The organism is Vibrio sp. A1-1 (assembly GCF_021728175.1).
GTDB classification, from domain to species: Bacteria; Pseudomonadota; Gammaproteobacteria; order Enterobacterales; family Vibrionaceae; genus Vibrio; species Vibrio diabolicus.
On record NZ_JAKKCL010000005.1, the window covers coordinates 144,541 to 160,579 of the forward strand.

The 16,039-nt window shown below is 46.3% G+C and carries 13 protein-coding genes; 12 read left to right on the forward strand and 1 reads right to left on the reverse strand.

Going from position 1 to position 16,039, the window contains the following annotated elements:
* Nucleotides 1–76 precede the first annotated feature (76 nt).
* The 3 genes from L3V30_RS10200 (at nucleotide 77) to L3V30_RS10210 (ending at nucleotide 5,367) form a co-directional block, all read left to right on the forward strand.
* Complete coding sequence (locus L3V30_RS10200; protein WP_005396186.1) at nucleotides 77–1,528, forward strand: sigma-54 dependent transcriptional regulator; 1,452 nt, start codon at nucleotides 77–79, stop codon at nucleotides 1,526–1,528.
* A complete protein-coding gene (locus L3V30_RS10205) occupies nucleotides 1,518–3,557 on the forward strand; it encodes a cache domain-containing protein (protein WP_237308859.1) in 2,040 nt (679 codons plus the stop codon). Before L3V30_RS10200 ends, L3V30_RS10205 begins: the two co-directional genes overlap by 11 nt.
* A gap of 217 nt (nucleotides 3,558–3,774) precedes the next feature.
* Nucleotides 3,775–5,367, forward strand: a complete 1,593-nt coding sequence (locus tag L3V30_RS10210; RefSeq protein WP_012841837.1) for an ABC-F family ATPase — start codon at nucleotides 3,775–3,777, stop codon at nucleotides 5,365–5,367.
* A 362-nt stretch (nucleotides 5,368–5,729) separates the two neighbouring features.
* On the opposite strand, the gene L3V30_RS10215 is transcribed toward L3V30_RS10210, so the two are convergent.
* Nucleotides 5,730–6,563 (reverse strand): formate dehydrogenase accessory sulfurtransferase FdhD, encoded by an 834-nt coding sequence (locus tag L3V30_RS10215; RefSeq protein ID WP_005396179.1) that lies wholly within the window; start codon nucleotides 6,561–6,563, stop codon nucleotides 5,730–5,732.
* Nucleotides 6,564–6,888: 325 nt separating this feature from the next.
* Between L3V30_RS10215 and L3V30_RS10220 the strand changes: the two genes are divergently transcribed.
* The 9 genes from L3V30_RS10220 to L3V30_RS10260 all read left to right on the forward strand — a co-directional run bounded on the left by L3V30_RS10220 (nucleotide 6,889) and on the right by L3V30_RS10260 (nucleotide 15,805).
* The gene (locus tag L3V30_RS10220) at nucleotides 6,889–7,353 is read left to right on the forward strand and encodes a DUF3305 domain-containing protein (RefSeq protein WP_005396177.1); all 465 of its coding nucleotides are present in this window, start codon (nucleotides 6,889–6,891) and stop codon (nucleotides 7,351–7,353) included.
* On the forward strand, nucleotides 7,343–7,972 hold the full coding sequence (locus L3V30_RS10225; protein ID WP_237308860.1) for a DUF3306 domain-containing protein: 630 nt from the start codon (nucleotides 7,343–7,345) through the stop codon (nucleotides 7,970–7,972). Before L3V30_RS10220 ends, L3V30_RS10225 begins: the two co-directional genes overlap by 11 nt.
* A 308-nt stretch (nucleotides 7,973–8,280) precedes the next feature.
* Nucleotides 8,281–9,942: a 4Fe-4S dicluster domain-containing protein gene (locus L3V30_RS10230; protein ID WP_237308861.1), complete on the forward strand. Its 1,662-nt coding sequence runs from the start codon at nucleotides 8,281–8,283 to the stop codon at nucleotides 9,940–9,942.
* 9 nt (nucleotides 9,943–9,951) lie between these two features.
* Nucleotides 9,952–10,578 (forward strand): molecular chaperone, encoded by a 627-nt coding sequence (locus L3V30_RS10235; protein ID WP_006742580.1) that lies wholly within the window; start codon nucleotides 9,952–9,954, stop codon nucleotides 10,576–10,578.
* A 73-nt stretch (nucleotides 10,579–10,651) separates the two neighbouring features.
* Entirely contained in the window at nucleotides 10,652–10,852 is a 201-nt protein-coding gene (locus L3V30_RS10240) for a twin-arginine translocation signal domain-containing protein (protein WP_005396171.1), read from the forward strand.
* A gap of 10 nt (nucleotides 10,853–10,862) precedes the next feature.
* Nucleotides 10,863–13,718: a formate dehydrogenase subunit alpha gene (locus L3V30_RS10245; RefSeq protein ID WP_005396169.1), complete on the forward strand. Its 2,856-nt coding sequence runs from the start codon at nucleotides 10,863–10,865 to the stop codon at nucleotides 13,716–13,718.
* An 11-nt stretch (nucleotides 13,719–13,729) separates the two neighbouring features.
* The gene (gene fdh3B / locus L3V30_RS10250; protein WP_005377536.1) at nucleotides 13,730–14,338 is read left to right on the forward strand and encodes a formate dehydrogenase FDH3 subunit beta; all 609 of its coding nucleotides are present in this window, start codon (nucleotides 13,730–13,732) and stop codon (nucleotides 14,336–14,338) included.
* A 14-nt stretch (nucleotides 14,339–14,352) separates the two neighbouring features.
* Nucleotides 14,353–15,405, forward strand: coding sequence for a formate dehydrogenase subunit gamma (locus L3V30_RS10255; protein ID WP_047008778.1), 1,053 nt, complete (start codon nucleotides 14,353–14,355; stop codon nucleotides 15,403–15,405).
* Entirely contained in the window at nucleotides 15,389–15,805 is a 417-nt protein-coding gene (locus L3V30_RS10260; protein ID WP_005396167.1) for a hypothetical protein, read from the forward strand. Before L3V30_RS10255 ends, L3V30_RS10260 begins: the two co-directional genes overlap by 17 nt.
* The last annotated feature ends 234 nt before the right edge of the window (nucleotides 15,806–16,039 follow it).

Below are 16,039 nucleotides of genomic sequence, written 5' to 3' on the forward strand. Positions count from 1 at the left end.
AATGTCGCACTTTTTGTAGGGTATCTCTGTTTAAACTTGGTACACTCTGTCCCATCCGAAGCCATCTGGGGTAAATATGTCTACTCAATCCCATATTAGTACAAACCAACAATATAACGCCTTTTCCGTACTGGTCGTTGATGATGAATTGGGCATGCAAGCCATTTTGAAAAAGGCATTGGGGAAGCTTTTCTCACATGTCGACACTGCTGGCAGCATCGAAGAAGCAGAGCAACTGCGTAATTCTCGACATTATGATCTGATTTTACTGGATATTAATCTGCCGGGGCGCTCTGGGATTGAGTGGGAAGAAGCGTTTGAAGATGACGACAAACGTGCCGATGTGATCTTCATGACGGGCTATGCGGATTTAGAGATTGCTATTCGCGCACTTCAACTTGGTGCTTCTGACTTTATCCTAAAGCCCTTCAACCTAGAACAAATGCTAAAAGCGGTCAGTCGCTGCATGGACCGACGTCTAAACGAGCGCATGCAGTACGCCATGAAGCGCGATTACCAACGTCACAATACCTCCGAGATCATCGGTGGTTCAGAGAAAACGCGTCAGCTTAAGCAGCTTATTAACCAGTTTGCACCGTCGCGTGCTTCTGTGTTGGTCGAAGGTGAGTCGGGTACGGGTAAAGAGCTGGTTGCGCGAGGTATTCACCAAGCGAGTGGGCGAACGGGCCCATTTGTGCCAATCAACTGTGGCGCCATTGCGCCAGAGCTACTTGAAAGTGAGTTATTTGGTCATACATCGGGCGCGTTTACCGGTGCGAAAAAATCTCGTGAAGGTTTGTTCCGCGTAGCAAATGGCGGCACCTTGTTCCTCGATGAAATCGGGGAAATGCCACTTGCAATGCAAGCGTCGCTGTTACGCGTTTTGGAGCAGCGTACTATCCGTCCTGTTGGTTCAGAAAAAGAAATCAGCATTGATGTCCGTATTGTTGCAGCAACCAACCGAAACCTTCAAGAAGAGGTCAATCAAGGCAACTTCCGCAGTGACCTGTATTACCGTTTAAACGTTCTGAAAATTGAAGTGTGTCCTCTGCGTGAGCGCAAAACCGATTTGTTTGAGCTCGTGCCATTTTTCAGCAATATGCTGACGCGCGAGCTCGGTATGCCTGCGCCAAAATGGGCGCACGAGGACATGGAAGCCATGAGTGAGTACGATTGGCCGGGAAACATTCGTGAGCTGAAAAACTTGATTGAGAGATGCATTTTGCTTGGCAAACCGCCTGCGCATTATTGGCGGGAGCTAAATGGTGGACACTCATTGCCTAATGTGTCGATTACTGTTTCTCACTCTGCTGAACTACCGACATTTAAAGAAGGTAGAGAGTTCACCGGTGAGGGGTATCCAAACAACTGGACTCTGAAAGAAGTCGAAAAAGCGCATATAAAACAGGTCGTTAATTTGCACGAAGGCAACAAGTCAGCCGCTGCTCGTGACTTAGGCGTTGCGCGTAAGACCTTAGAACGTAAGTATAAAGAATGGGATTCTGAGGATGAGGAATATGCCGACTAACGGCCCGCAGCACAAAGGATTGTCGAAATGGACGCACCGTTTTAAAACCATGGTGCGTTATCGCTTATTATTTTTAACCTCCGCACCTATCTTTCTGACTTTGATAGCCCTGATCGGGATTACCATTTATTGGTCCATCCATTATACGTGGCAAAATGCACTGCTTGATGTTTCTGAGCGTCTTGGTGTTGCGAATAACAGCGTAACGTTGTTACAGCAAAAGCAATCGAATTACGTACGTGCGTTTGCTGACTCATACGATTTTCGTATTCGCATCAATCAAGGGATACCGCAAGATGAGCTGCAAAAGTGGGTCACTGAGCAGAAGAAACGATATGCTTTAGATTTTCTCTCTTTCCAACGCGTCAACTCGATGGAAAACAAATTCCGCTTTATGGATCTCACTAAGCGAGAATCGTTTTTTGATGTACTCAATAAAGAAGAACTCGAACGCCTCGATCCTGAACTCGCTAAACGAGCGGAAGTGCCTATTCTTGCCGATGGGGGCATGGAAGCACGTGGGCTAGTCAGTCGAACCGTGATTCCTGTGCATAGCCAAACGAATGATTTGATCGGCTTTCTTGATGGTGGTTTGCTTCTCAATAACAGCACTGTATTGGTAGATCAAATTCGCGACTTAATCTATCTCAGCGATAATGATCGCCTTCGTCCCGTTGGCACATTGACCGTATTTCTTGATGATTTGCGTGTGAGCACCAACGTTCCTCTAGACAGCGAGCATAGGTTAGGGCGCGCCATAGGCACTCGCGTGAGCGCAGAAGTGTATAACCAAGTACTTTCAAAAGGTGAGCAGTGGGTTGACCGAGCCTATGTGTATGACGCTTGGTATATTACGGCGTATCAACCGATCAAAGACCAATACGACAACGTCATTGGTATGCTTTATACCGGTTACCTAATGTGGCCATTCGTAAAAGCCTACATGACCAACATTGCCGAAATTAGCTTGATTACCATTATGTTATTGCTGGTTTCCGGCGTGATGGTATATCGCGGTTCTTATGATCTGTTTCGGCCGATCGAACGCATTCATAAAGTAGTTAAGCAGGTCCAACAAGGAAAAGAAAAACGGATTGGTCCATTGGGCTTAGATGCAGATCATGAACTTGCGCAGTTAGCCAGACAGTTTGATGATATGTTAGACGCGCTAGAAGAGCGCAAAATTGAACTGAAGAACTCCGCAGCACAACTTGAATGCAAAGTTCAAGAGCGCACAGCAAGCCTTAGAGAAAAAACCCAAGATTTAGAGCTGCATATTCAACTGCTCAACCAAACTCGCGACAAACTCGTTGTTCATGAAAAACTGGCAGCACTGGGAGAACTCACCGCGGGGATTGCTCACGAAATTAATAACCCAACCGCCGTGATCCTTGGCAACGTGGAGTTGATCCACTTTGAGTTGGGTGACGATGCAAGTCGAGTACAAGAAGAGATTGATGCTATTCACGCGCAAATCGATCGTATTCGCAATATCACGCGCAGTTTATTGCAATACAGTCGCCAGGGCGGTGTTCAAGATGAAATCACTTGGCAACATGTCAATCCTATCATTGATGAAAGCATCACCTTGGTTAAAACGGGCACCAAGAAACGCGACGTCGAGTTTGTGACTGATCTACAAGCACATACGTCAGTTGAGATAAACCGCCATCATTTGCTACAAATCTTAGTTAACCTGCAAATGAACGCCATTCACGCAATGAACGGCAAAGGCACTTTAACAGTAGTCAGTGAAGACTGGATTGAAGAGGGAGAAGTGAAAGGAGCCGCGATTCATGTTATTGACGAGGGTTGCGGTATTAAGCCAGAAAACTTGAATCGAATCTTCTCACCATTTTATACGACGAAGCGAGAGGGTACTGGATTGGGACTGTCGGTATCCCAAAGTATTCTTAGCCAAACGGGTGGTGAGCTAAAAGCCGAGTCGGAATGGGGAAAGGGCAGTAAATTCAGTATTTATATACCTAAAAAAGCCGAACTGATCCTTGAGGTGACGAATATCGCTTAGTCACTTTTTGGAAGTATTAATGAAAAAAGAGCCAGTGATGATGCTGGCTCTTTTTTGTATTCAATGACGCATTTGTGCTTGAGCTTTTTGCTTTGAAGAAGCACTGCGATGGTTTCACTAGCGATGAATTAATAAAAACAACACTTGCAGTATGTAGCGTGAACAAGTACCGTTGCCCGGTTTTTCTAAATACACCCCAATTGCTAAGGTAAAGGTTTTGATCTCCACAGCGAATATTACTCAACAATTCGGCGCTAAGCCGCTATTCGAAAACATTTCAGTTAAGTTCGGCGAAGGTAATCGCTACGGCTTAATTGGAGCTAACGGTTGTGGTAAATCAACCTTTATGAAGATCCTCAGCGGCGAGCTTGAGCAAACCAGCGGTAACGTGAGTTACGATCCAAACGAGCGCGTTGCAAAACTAAACCAGGACCAGTTCGCTTACGAAGAATTTACGGTAATCGATACCGTTATCATGGGTCATAAAGAGCTATGGGAAGTGAAGAAAGAGCGTGACCGTATCTACTCACTTGCTGAAATGAGTGAAGAAGACGGCATGAAAGTGGCTGACCTAGAAGTTCAGTTTGCGGAAATGGACGGCTACATGGCAGAAGCCAAAGCGGGCGAGCTTCTTCTTGCGGTGGGTATTCCAATGGAGCAGCACTTCGGCCTAATGAGTGAAGTGGCGCCGGGCTGGAAACTTCGTGTGCTTCTAGCGCAAGTTCTATTCGCAGACCCAGACGTTATGCTGCTTGACGAACCTACCAACAACTTGGACATGGATACGATCCGTTGGTTGGAAGACACGCTAAACGCGCGTAACTGCACCATGATCATCATCTCGCACGACCGCCACTTCCTAAACTCAGTATGTACGCACATGGCTGACTTGGATTACGGTGAACTGCGCATTTACCCAGGTAACTACGATGAGTACATGACAGCAGCTTCTCAAGCTCGTGAACGTCTATTAAACGACAATGCCAAGAAGAAAGCACAAATTGCAGAGCTACAAACGTTCGTTGCACGTTTCTCAGCAAACGCATCGAAAGCAAAACAAGCGACATCTCGTGCGAAGCAAATCGACAAGATCAAACTGGATGAAGTTAAAGCGTCTAGCCGTCAAAACCCATTCATTCGTTTCGAACAGTCGAAAGAGCTGTTCCGTAACGCTCTGATTGTTGAAAACCTAAGCCAAGGTTTCGAAGAGGACTTGTTCTCAGACTTCAATGCAATTTTTGAAGTGGGTGAGCGCGTTGCGATCATCGGTGAGAACGGTGTGGGTAAAACAACACTTCTAAACACGCTTGCTGGTGTGCTTGAACCGCGTGCAGGTGAGTACAAATGGTCTGAAAACTCAAATATCGGTTACTACGCGCAAGACCACGCGCATGACTTTGCAGAAGACATGAACCTAACGGATTGGATGGGTCAATGGCGTCAAGAAGGTGATGACGAGCAAGTCGTTCGTGGTTTCCTTGGTCGTATGCTGTTTGGTCAAGACGACATTAAGAAGTCAGTAAAAGTACTGTCTGGTGGTGAGCAAGGTCGTATGTTGCTTGGTAAGCTGATGATGCACAAGCCAAACATGCTGCTAATGGACGAACCAACCAACCACATGGACATGGAATCGATTGAATCTTTGAACACCGCGCTTGAGCAATACAAAGGCACGTTGTTCTTCGTCTCTCACGACCGTGTATTCGTAGACTCGCTAGCAACGCGTATTATCGAAATCCGCGATGGCAAGATCACGGACTTCAAAGGCACGTACTCTGAGTTCCTAAAATCTCGTGGCGTTGACGCGTAATTACTCGCAAAGCGTTTAAAAAGCAAAAGCCTCGCTATTTAGCGAGGCTTTTTTAATTGGTCTTAATCCTTAAACTGACCGGTTATATACGCATATATGCCGACGACACCAAATGTAATGATCATTGAGAGCATGATGCCACTGGGCGTGAGCAAAAAATTCCACAGTTGGTCATTGTCCATAGTTCACATCCTTTGTGAATGAGCTGTAGTTAGCATCAATTAAAGCAAGCGTTGTTATTGCTACAACACATGTTGCTATTTCTGACTTATATCGTTTAATTAAGCCTTCATAACGTGATGATTTACTTATCCCAATTGTTATAAGTTTACACGAATCGACGGTTTTGTATTATTTTCTCGTTAACGAGATGCACTTTCGCCTTTCACATCAAACTCAATCTTGTCGGCTCCGGTAAATACTTGGAAGCGTAAACCTTTTGCTCGCGCAATCGTCGTAATGCCAAATTGTTTCGCAAGATCTAACCCCATTTGAGTAACGCCAGAGCGAGAAAGCAGAACAGGAATGCCCATTTGGGCCACTTTAATCACCATCTCTGAAGTAAGGCGACCAGTTGTGTAGAAAATTTTATCTTCACCTGTTTCTTCTTTGAGCCACATCTCACCTGCAAGCGTATCCACAGCATTGTGGCGACCGACATCTTCCACAAATGACAATACCTCATTGCCTTTGCAAACCGCACAGCCATGCACCGCACCTGCTTTTTTGTAGGTGTCGTTGTAATGAGTCAACGCTTCCAATGCGGAATAGATTTCTGATTGTTTAAGCGGAACTTGAGGCACTTGGTAGTTCTCAAGCTGCTTCATCACGTTGCCATACATGGTGCCTTGACCACAGCCAGATGTGACGGTTTTCTTTTTCAGAGCGCCTTCTAAATGTTCGGTATTTTCTTTAGTAATTACCGCTGCGGAATGCGTTTCCCAGTCAATAATGACGGATTCAATCGCTGCTGGATCGGACAGGAAGCTTTGGTTTTTCAAATAACCTAGTACTAACGCTTCTGGACGCGAACCTAGCGTCATGAGCGTGACCACTTCTTTCCAGTTCAGCATGACCGTAAGAGGGCGCTCGCATGCGATTTGCTTTGTCAGTTTTTCGCCGTACTCGTCGTACACGTCGACTTCAATGGTTTGCAGGGGATTTTCACTGGTTTTAATAATATTTGGTTTCAGCACAGTCGTGTCCTAGTGATTAAGAGCGTTAGGTTGCTACGCATTTAGCTTGCTAAGTGGTTAGCAAAGCAAATCTCGTTCCAAAATAACGGTTCCCACAAAAATTGCGAGGTTTTATGTCAACAACGCATTAAAACTGCGAGTTCGCAGTAATGACACATCAGTACATTTGAGTTTCGGCTAGTTTGGTACTTATAGCCAGAGGACATGAATAGGCTAAGCTTTATCAGTGTGGCTCGTTTATTGCTTATAAGTCAATAAAATGGTCGAAAGTAAGGTCAAAGTGTCCTGATTGCTTTCAGACCAAAATAGAAAAACTGGGTGAGTTATGTCGGATAAGAAAGATTTCGAGAACAATTACGAGAAGACCGAAGACGCATGGCCAATTGGCGTAGAGCTTGTTGAGCATGAGATCAGTACAGGGATTTGGGTAACAACCCAATGGCAGTTGACGGGGTTTGCGCTAAATCCGACGGAAGAGACTCCAGATGTTTGTCTGTTGCAATTGCACAAAGACGAGCGTACAGACTACCGCTTTAACTTAAGCTCTCAGCAACCTAAACTTTTTTTAGTGATGGATAACGTCGAGTCTGGTGAAAAACCAGCGATACAGCTACTAACGGCTTCACAATCTGTCGCGGCGCAATATATGGATGGCGACAACCTTGTACTATCCAACGATATGCCGTTAGCCGTTCAGGCTTGGATGGAAGCCTTCATCGGTCGCCACGGTGAGTTGTTAGAAGTAAGACGTAAGAAACGCAAAGGAGCGGGCAGAGCAAATGGCAACTAGTTTTTTAAGCCGTTGGTCGAAACGTAAATTAGAAGAATCTTCCCAACATGATGAAGAGATCACGCCGATAGCAGAGACGGAGCAATCCGAAGATAGTGTCACAGCGCTTTCAAACGCTGACGAAAGCTCAGACGCTTTGAACGTCAACGAGGTTAGTCAGTCACCAGACATTACCGCGAGTGTAGAGACTGAAAAGCCCGAAGAAATGTCTGTGGCGCAACTGCTGGTTTCTGAAGCTTCAGAAAGTGTTAAGAAAGCCGCGCTGCGCAAAATGTTCTTGTCCGAAGAATTTAACGTGCGTGATGGCCTAGACGATTACGATGATGATTACAGTAACTTAAAGTCACTTTCTAAAGACGTCGCAGAGACGCTGCGTGATTGGGTTAAAGAAAAAGTGGAAGAAGAACCAGACGCTGAAACGGCGCAAGGATCTGAACTTAACGCTGACGATATCGCATCTGAGGTGGTTGAAGACTCAGAACTAAACGCCGAAAAAAGTGCCGGAATTACCCAAGATGAAAATGAACTGTATATAAATACAGCATCTGGTGAAAGTGATACTTTTGCTGAGGAATCACCGCCTAACGAGGTGAGACAAAATATACCACACAAAGAATAGGTACATTTTGACTAAACACTCAATGAACCGGCTGGGACAAAATGTCTCAACCGGTTTTTTTATCCCTACCATTTGTCGGTAAAATATCTAAGCTGTTGAATTTTAATTGATATTTTATTGGCATGACATTTGCTATTTGTTGCTCAATACCAATCTGGTTGAAGTTAGCACGGACGCACTGCGTAGTATTCATCGCCTATAGATGGCGGAATAAGAATGCTCATTGATAAGTTAATCAGCAGAATCTCCGGCGCTAACTACACTAAGAGATGGAAAAGACTATCCATGTTCATAAATGGAATTGAGCAATGCTGAAACAATTATTAGAACAAGCAACTTCCAATAACGGTAAAGCGAGGCTGTACGCTTTCGAAAATACCGTAGAGTTGACCAATCTTATTCCACCAACCGTAAGCTATGAAAGCGGCGGTAATACTTTGATTGTAGGTCCAACGGCAATCATCGAAAGTGCGGCAGCGCAATTGTCGCAAATGAACAGCCTAACGCTGCTTTCTACCGACGGCGAAAAGGGCACAAATCCCGAGCTTTACTACGCCAATTCGGTTCAGGTTTCAGGGTTCTTAGGTACGTTTGAAGTTCTCATTGAAAATCATGGTTCGACCAACAACCTTGCCAAGGTCGCGATCAATAGCGATTGTTTCGATATCGTACTCGATCTTTGCCTAAACAGCTGCATGTCGGAAGAAGTACCAGTACCAGGCTACTACCCAGTCGGTCGTGGCTATCCGAAACTGGCTGAAGCGTTGGAAGAAATTCCAACCTTGATGGGGACGTTCGATAAACCGAAATTCTTCCGTTTAGATACCGATCTATGTGCACACAGCTCTCGTGGCGTAAAAGGTTGCGAACGTTGTGTGGATGCTTGTCCGGCAGGGGCACTATCGAGTGAAGGCAGCGACAAAACGGGCCATCGCATCGAGATCAACCCATACCTATGTCAAGGCGTTGGGACTTGTGCTACAGCGTGTCCGACGGAAGCTATTCATTACGCATTGCCAAACCCCGAAGATACCCAAAAGTTTATTGAACGTACGCTCGCCAACTATGAGCAAGCGGGTGGTTTAGACCCTATCGTATTGATTTGTAGTTCTCGCCACGAGAGCTACAACGTGATGGCACTAAAAGCACTGCCAGATAACGTGATTCCAATTGTGGTGGAAGAACTGCCTTCGGTTGGTATTGATACTTGGTTCGCTGCGCTTGTGAACGGTGCCACTCAGGTGCTGTTTGCGGCTTCGCGTTTTATGCCTCAAACCATTATTCGTGTGCTTAATAGCGAAGTAGGTATTGCTCAAGAGTTGCTCGACCAGCTTGGTATCGCTAAAGAAACCATCGACATTCTGTATCTAGAGTCACTACGTGAAAGTGCTCCGACACTTTGTACCGAGTCTTTTGATTTGGCATTAGGTGATTTGCAAGGTAACAAACGTCAGCGTCTATTTACGGCGTTGGATGCGTTGTCCGCATCACGTATTCCAGTTGAGAACATTGTTGAACTGCCAGCAAACGCACCTTACGGCACGGTCTCTTGTGAAAGCAAAGATTGTACGTTGTGCATGAGCTGTGTAGCGGTGTGTCCAACACGTGCATTGCATACGGACGGTCAATCTCCGTCGCTTAAATTCGTCGAGCAAGACTGCATTCAATGTGGGCTGTGCGAGAAAGCGTGTCCAGAGAAAGTGCTGACGCTTACTCCTCGTATGAACTGGGTGAAAGAAGAACGCCAGAAAGCGGTTGTGATTCATGAAGAAAAGGCAGCCGAGTGCATTCGCTGTCACAAGCCTTTTGCTCCGCAATCGATGATCGACATGCTGCAAAACAAGCTTCGCGGTCATTCTCATTTCTCTGATGAAGCCGCCATTAATCGCATCGCCATGTGTGAAGACTGTCGTGTGATCGACATGTTTGAGTCGATGGCTGCTGATCCAATGAATCAATTGAAATACTAGGAGCTCGCAGTGGATACACAACAAGAACAAACACTGAGAACGGACATTTATCTCGTTCTATCCGCACTTTTTCGTAGTGCGCCAAGTGATGAAATGCTGGCGTTCTTGAAATCGCTAGAAATTGAACCGTCTGAGAGCGCGATGCAAAAAGCTTGGCTCGCACTGCAACAAGCCGCGAACGAAGCGCAGCGAGAAGCGTTAGAAGAAGAATATCAAGATCTGTTTATTGGCATTGGACGTGGTGAAGTTGTGCCATTCGGATCTTGGCATCGCACTGGCTCGATGATGGAAAAACCGTTAGCGGAAATTCGTCGCGATTTGGAACTTTTAGGCATCGAACGAGAAGAGAACGTGAAAGAGCCTGAAGACCATATTTCTGCACTGTGCGAAGTGATGGCAATGCTGACGGGTGAAGAGGAAGAACTTCAACAAGCGGTGTTTAACAAACACATCGCCCCTTGGTTCCAATCTTTTACGCGCCAACTAGAGAACGCAGAAAGCGTGAACTTCTACAAGCCAGCTGCACAGCTTTGCGATGCATTTTTAACGTTAGAGCAAGTGCGCTTTAGCGTGAACACCAAAAGCAGTAAGAGCAAATTAAAAATTGATGTGAAAAACGTCACTGATTACGAGTAATCGAGCAGTACTTGGTCATATCGATAGAGAGGCATGAGTCTCCAAAGATCTACCGTAAGGTAAGGAAGCAATGATGAAAGATAATAAAGAAATAAACACAAGCCGTAGGGATCTCCTAAAAGGCTTCACAACCGCTGCCGTTGCTGGTGCTGTTGTTGCGGGAACCACAAAAGTGGCCGTTGCTTCAGAAACGGTTGAGCCTTCTGAAAAAGACGTGAAGAAGAAAGGGTATCGTGAAACTCAACACATTCGCGATTACTACGACACACTTTAGGAGATAACGGATGAAACTTGTCAAACGCTCCGACAGTGTGAGCAAAGAAACGAACCAGCTTGGCGTATCTCGTCGTGCATTCATGAAAAACACTTCGCTTGCCGCTGGTGGCGCAGTGGTTGGTGCTAGTCTATTCGCACCGGGAATGATGAAAAAGGCGCAAGCAAAATCCGTCGATCCAGAAGCGAAAACAGAAGTTAAACGTACTATCTGTTCTCACTGTTCAGTGGGTTGTGGTATTTACGCAGAAGTTCAAAATGGTGTTTGGACGGGTCAAGAGCCTGCATTCGACCACCCATTTAACGCCGGTGGTCACTGTGCAAAAGGCGCAGCACTGCGTGAACATGGTCATGGTGAGCGCCGTCTTAAATACCCAATGAAGCTTGAAAACGGTAAGTGGAAAAAGCTTTCTTGGGATCAAGCGATCGAAGAAATCGGTAACAAGGTGATGGACATCCGCAAAGAGTCTGGCCCTGATTCGGTTTACTTCTTGGGAAGCGCAAAGCACAGCAACGAACAAGCGTACTTGTTCCGCAAAATGGCATCACTTTGGGGCACTAACAACGTTGACCACCAAGCGCGTATTTGTCACTCAACAACCGTGGCGGGTGTAGCAAACACTTGGGGTTACGGTGCGATGACCAACTCTTTCAATGACATGCACAACTGTAAGTCGATGCTGTTCATTGGTTCAAACCCAGCTGAAGCACACCCAGTAGCGATGCAGCACATTCTGATCGCAAAAGAGAAGAACAACTGTAAGATCGTCGTAGCGGATCCTCGTCGTACACGTACGGCAGCAAAATCGGATCACTATGTATCACTTCGTCCTGGTTCTGACGTAGCATTCATTTGGGGTGTGTTGTGGCACATCTTCGAAAACCAATGGGAAGATAAAGAGTTCATCCGTCAACGTGTATTCGGTATGGATGAAATCCGTGCTGAAGTAGCGAAGTGGACGCCAGCAGAAGTTGAGCGCGTAACAGGCGTAAGCGAAGAAGACGTTTACCAAACAGCAAAACTGCTTTCTGAAAATCGCCCGGGCTGTATTGTTTGGTGTATGGGTGGTACTCAGCATACTACTGGTAACAACAACACACGTGCTTACTGTGTGCTTGAGCTAGCGCTTGGAAACATTGGTAAATCAGGCGGTGGCGCAAACATCTTCCGTGGTCACGATAACGTACAAGGCGCAACCGACCTTGGCGTACTTTCTGATACGCTACCGGGCTACTACGGCCTTTCTGAAGGCGCTTGGCGTCATTGGTCAAAAGTGTGGGAAATCGATTACGAATGGATCAAAGGTCGTTTCGATGACAACGCTTATAGCGGTCAGAAACCAATGCACAGTGCAGGTATTCCTGTATCTCGTTGGGTTGATGGTGTACTGGAAAACAAAGACAACATTCGTCAACGCGAAAACATCCGCGCAATGTTCTACTGGGGACACGCAGTGAACTCTCAAACACGTGGTGTTGAGATGAAAAAAGCGATGCAGAAGCTGGACATGATGGTGATTGTGGACCCATACCCAACGGTTGCTGCGGTAATGAACGACCGTACCGACGGCGTTTACTTGCTTCCTGCAACAACACAGTTTGAAACATACGGCAGTGTTACCGCTTCTAACCGCTCTCTACAATGGCGTGATCAGGTTATTGAACCTTTGTTCGAATCAAAACCAGACCACGAAATCATGTACCTGCTTTCGAAGAAACTGGGCTATTCAGATCTTCTGTTCAAAAACATCCGTGTTGAAAACAACCAGCCAGTTATTGAAGACCTAACGCGTGAATTCAACAAAGGCATGTGGACGATTGGTTACACAGGCCAAAGCCCAGAGCGTTTGAAAGCGCACCAACAAAACTGGCATACGTTCCACAAAACCACGTTGGAAGCGGAAGGTGGCCCTGTCAACGGTGAAACCTACGGTCTACCTTGGCCATGTTGGGGTACACCGGAAATGAAACACCCAGGCACACACATTCTGTACGATACGTCTAAGACGGTTGCAGAAGGGGGCGGTAACTTCCGTACGCGCTTTGGTGTGGAATTCGAAGGCAAGAGCCTTCTTGCAGAAGACAGCTACTCGAAAGGCTGTGAAATCAAAGATGGTTACCCAGAGTTCACTGACAAGTTATTGAAACAACTTGGTTGGTGGGACGATCTAACTGCTGAAGAGAAAGCGGCAGCAGAGGGTAAAAACTGGAAGACTGACCTTTCTGGCGGTATTCAGCGTGTCGCGATCAAGCACGGTTGTATTCCATTTGGTAACGCGAAGGCGCGTGCGATTGTTTGGACGTTCCCAGACCGCGTACCGCTGCATCGTGAACCACTATACACACCACGTCGTGACCTTGTAACGGACTACCCAACTTGGGACGACAAAGATGCAATCTTCCGTGTTCCTACGTTGTATAAATCCATTCAAGAGCAAGACAAATCTGGCGAGTACCCAATCGTTCTGACTTCTGGTCGTCTGGTTGAATACGAAGGTGGCGGTGAAGAGACGCGTTCAAACCCTTGGCTTGCCGAGCTTCAACAAGAAATGTTTGTTGAAGTGAACCCGAAAGACGCGAACGATCTTGGCTTTAGAGATGGTGATGATGTTTGGGTTGAAGGTGCAGAGAAGGGAAGAATCAAGGTGAAAGCGATGGTAACACGCCGTGTGAAACCTGGCTTGGCGTTCATTCCGTTCCACTTTGGCGGTAAGTTCGAAGGTGAAGACCTACGTCCTAAATACCCAGAAGGTACACAGCCTTACGTTGTTGGCGAATCGGCCAACACGGCAACCACTTACGGTTACGACCCGGTTACCTTGATGCAGGAAACCAAAGTAACCCTATGTAACATTCGTAAAGCGTAAGGAGTCTGACAATGGCACGAATGAAATTTCTATGTGACACCAAGCGCTGTATCGAGTGTAACGGCTGTGTTACTGCATGTAAGAACGAAAACGACGATGCGCTTGAATGGGGCATTCAACGTCGCCGCGTGGTAACACTGAACGATGGTGAAGCTGGTGAAAACTCCATCTCTGTTGCTTGTATGCACTGTACCGATGCGCCTTGTATGGCAGTTTGTCCAGCAGACTGTTTCGAACATACCGAAGACGGCATCGTTCTTCACAATAAAGATCTGTGTATCGGTTGTGGTTACTGTTTGTTTGCTTGTCCGTTTGGCGCACCTCAGTTCCCTAAACAAGAAGCGTTTGGTGAACGTGGCAAAATGGATAAATGTACTTTCTGCGCGGGCGGCCCAGAAACAGAGCCAGGCTCTGAGGAAGAACGTCAAAAATACGGTGCGAACCGTATCGCAGAAGGCAAGTTACCGATGTGTGCATCGCTTTGTTCAACCAAAGCACTGCTTGCGGGTGACGCAGAGAAAGTCTCTGACATTTTCCGTCAACGTGTGGTAGAACGCGGCGCGAAAAACGCAGGTTGGACAGACGGAAACGATCTTTCTTACGATGCGACGAAAAGCTAAGTAAGGAGAGGCACATGTTAAACACGCTTAAACGTGCGTCTCTAGCAATGCTGTCAATGATGACGGCATTGCTGCTGACTTTCGCAATGCCTGCTTCAGCAGAGGAACAATCTTCTAAAGTTATTCAACAGGAGATCACGCAACTCGCCGGGGCAGACTATTGGCGCGAAGTCAGAGAGGGGCAAGAAGGCTACACCACGTCTCAATCGCCAGAACATGGCGTATTGATCAGTAAACCTGGTGAGACTTGGTACATTCTAAAAGAGAAATGGATGTCTCCTGCGGGTGCTGTCGCGATTTTCGGCAGTATTGCAATGGTAATCATGGCTTACGTACTCGTTGGCCCTTTAATGCTTAGCAAGCCGCGTACTGGCAGAAAGATGAAACGTTGGTCTCGTTTAGACCGCGCGCTTCACTGGAGTATGGCGTTTACATTCTTAACGTTGGCATTCAGTGGTTTGATGCTGGTTTACGGTAAGCACTTCTTAAAACCGTACGTTCCTACTGAGTTCTGGGGCTTTATCGTCATGTTGGCGAAGCAGTACCACAATTACATGGGACCATTGTTCTTCATTTTGCTGATGCTCGTGCTCTTTAAATGGTGGCGCAAGTCGATTCCAAACATGACTGATGTTCGTTGGTTCATGAAAATGGGCGGTATGGTTGGTAAACACAAAGGCACACACCCGTCAGCTGGTTTCTCAAACGGTGGCGAGAAGGCAATCTATTGGTTATTGATCTTCTTTGGTGCTATCGCGGCAGTGAGTGGCTTAGTTCTAGATTTTCCTATCTTTGGCCAAACTCGCCGTGACATGGAGCTTTCTAACTTAGTTCACGCGATTTCGGCACTGATTCTAATCTGTGGCTTTATCTTCCACATCTATATTGGTCTATTTGGTATGGAAGGTGCGTTAGAAGGCATGGTGACTGGTGAAGTTGACGAGACATGGGCGAAAGAACACCACGATCTTTGGTATGAAGAAGTGAAGTCCAAAGAAGCGATGGGCGAAACAGATACGGCACAAACGGAAGCAAAAGGAGCGAAAGCGAATGAACAAACCTCATAACGGGATTTGGGTTGCGTACATCCTGAGCTGTCTGACCCCGTTTACGTTTCTGATCTCAGGCGTTATCGCAATTATCTATGCTGGTTACCGATTAGATAAGGGAGAAGACAGCGACGTAGTGATTTCTCATTACTACGGTTTAATTCGTACCTTCTTTCTCTACCTGACGTTTTTTGTTGTGTTGATCGTCACCGTCGCGACTTCTAACGGTGTACTCGTTGGCGTGAGTGATTATTGGTTGCATAGTACTTTGCTTGAAACCATCGCTTACTTTATTCCTTGGATAGGGATGGTGTTTGCTGCATTAGCCATCTTGGTGTGGTTTATGCGAATGTTTCAAGGGATGCAACAACTGCGCAATAACCAACCACACAGACCATCGACAGGTCCAAACCTTTAATCAGTATTCTTTAAGCAAAACCGCCGTAATAGGCGGTTTTTTTGTTGCTGTCATGTCTCAAATATGAAGCGCTGAGTCCCACAGGTGATACTTGATGCAACTTATTGAGTGAATTTACGTAACTGGGCAGAAAATCATAGTTAAGTAAGAAACATGTAAAAAAATCGCGTCGCGATGAGACATTAGTCTCACTCACGCTATTGTTCATTTACTCAGGATTCATCGTCCCGTTAA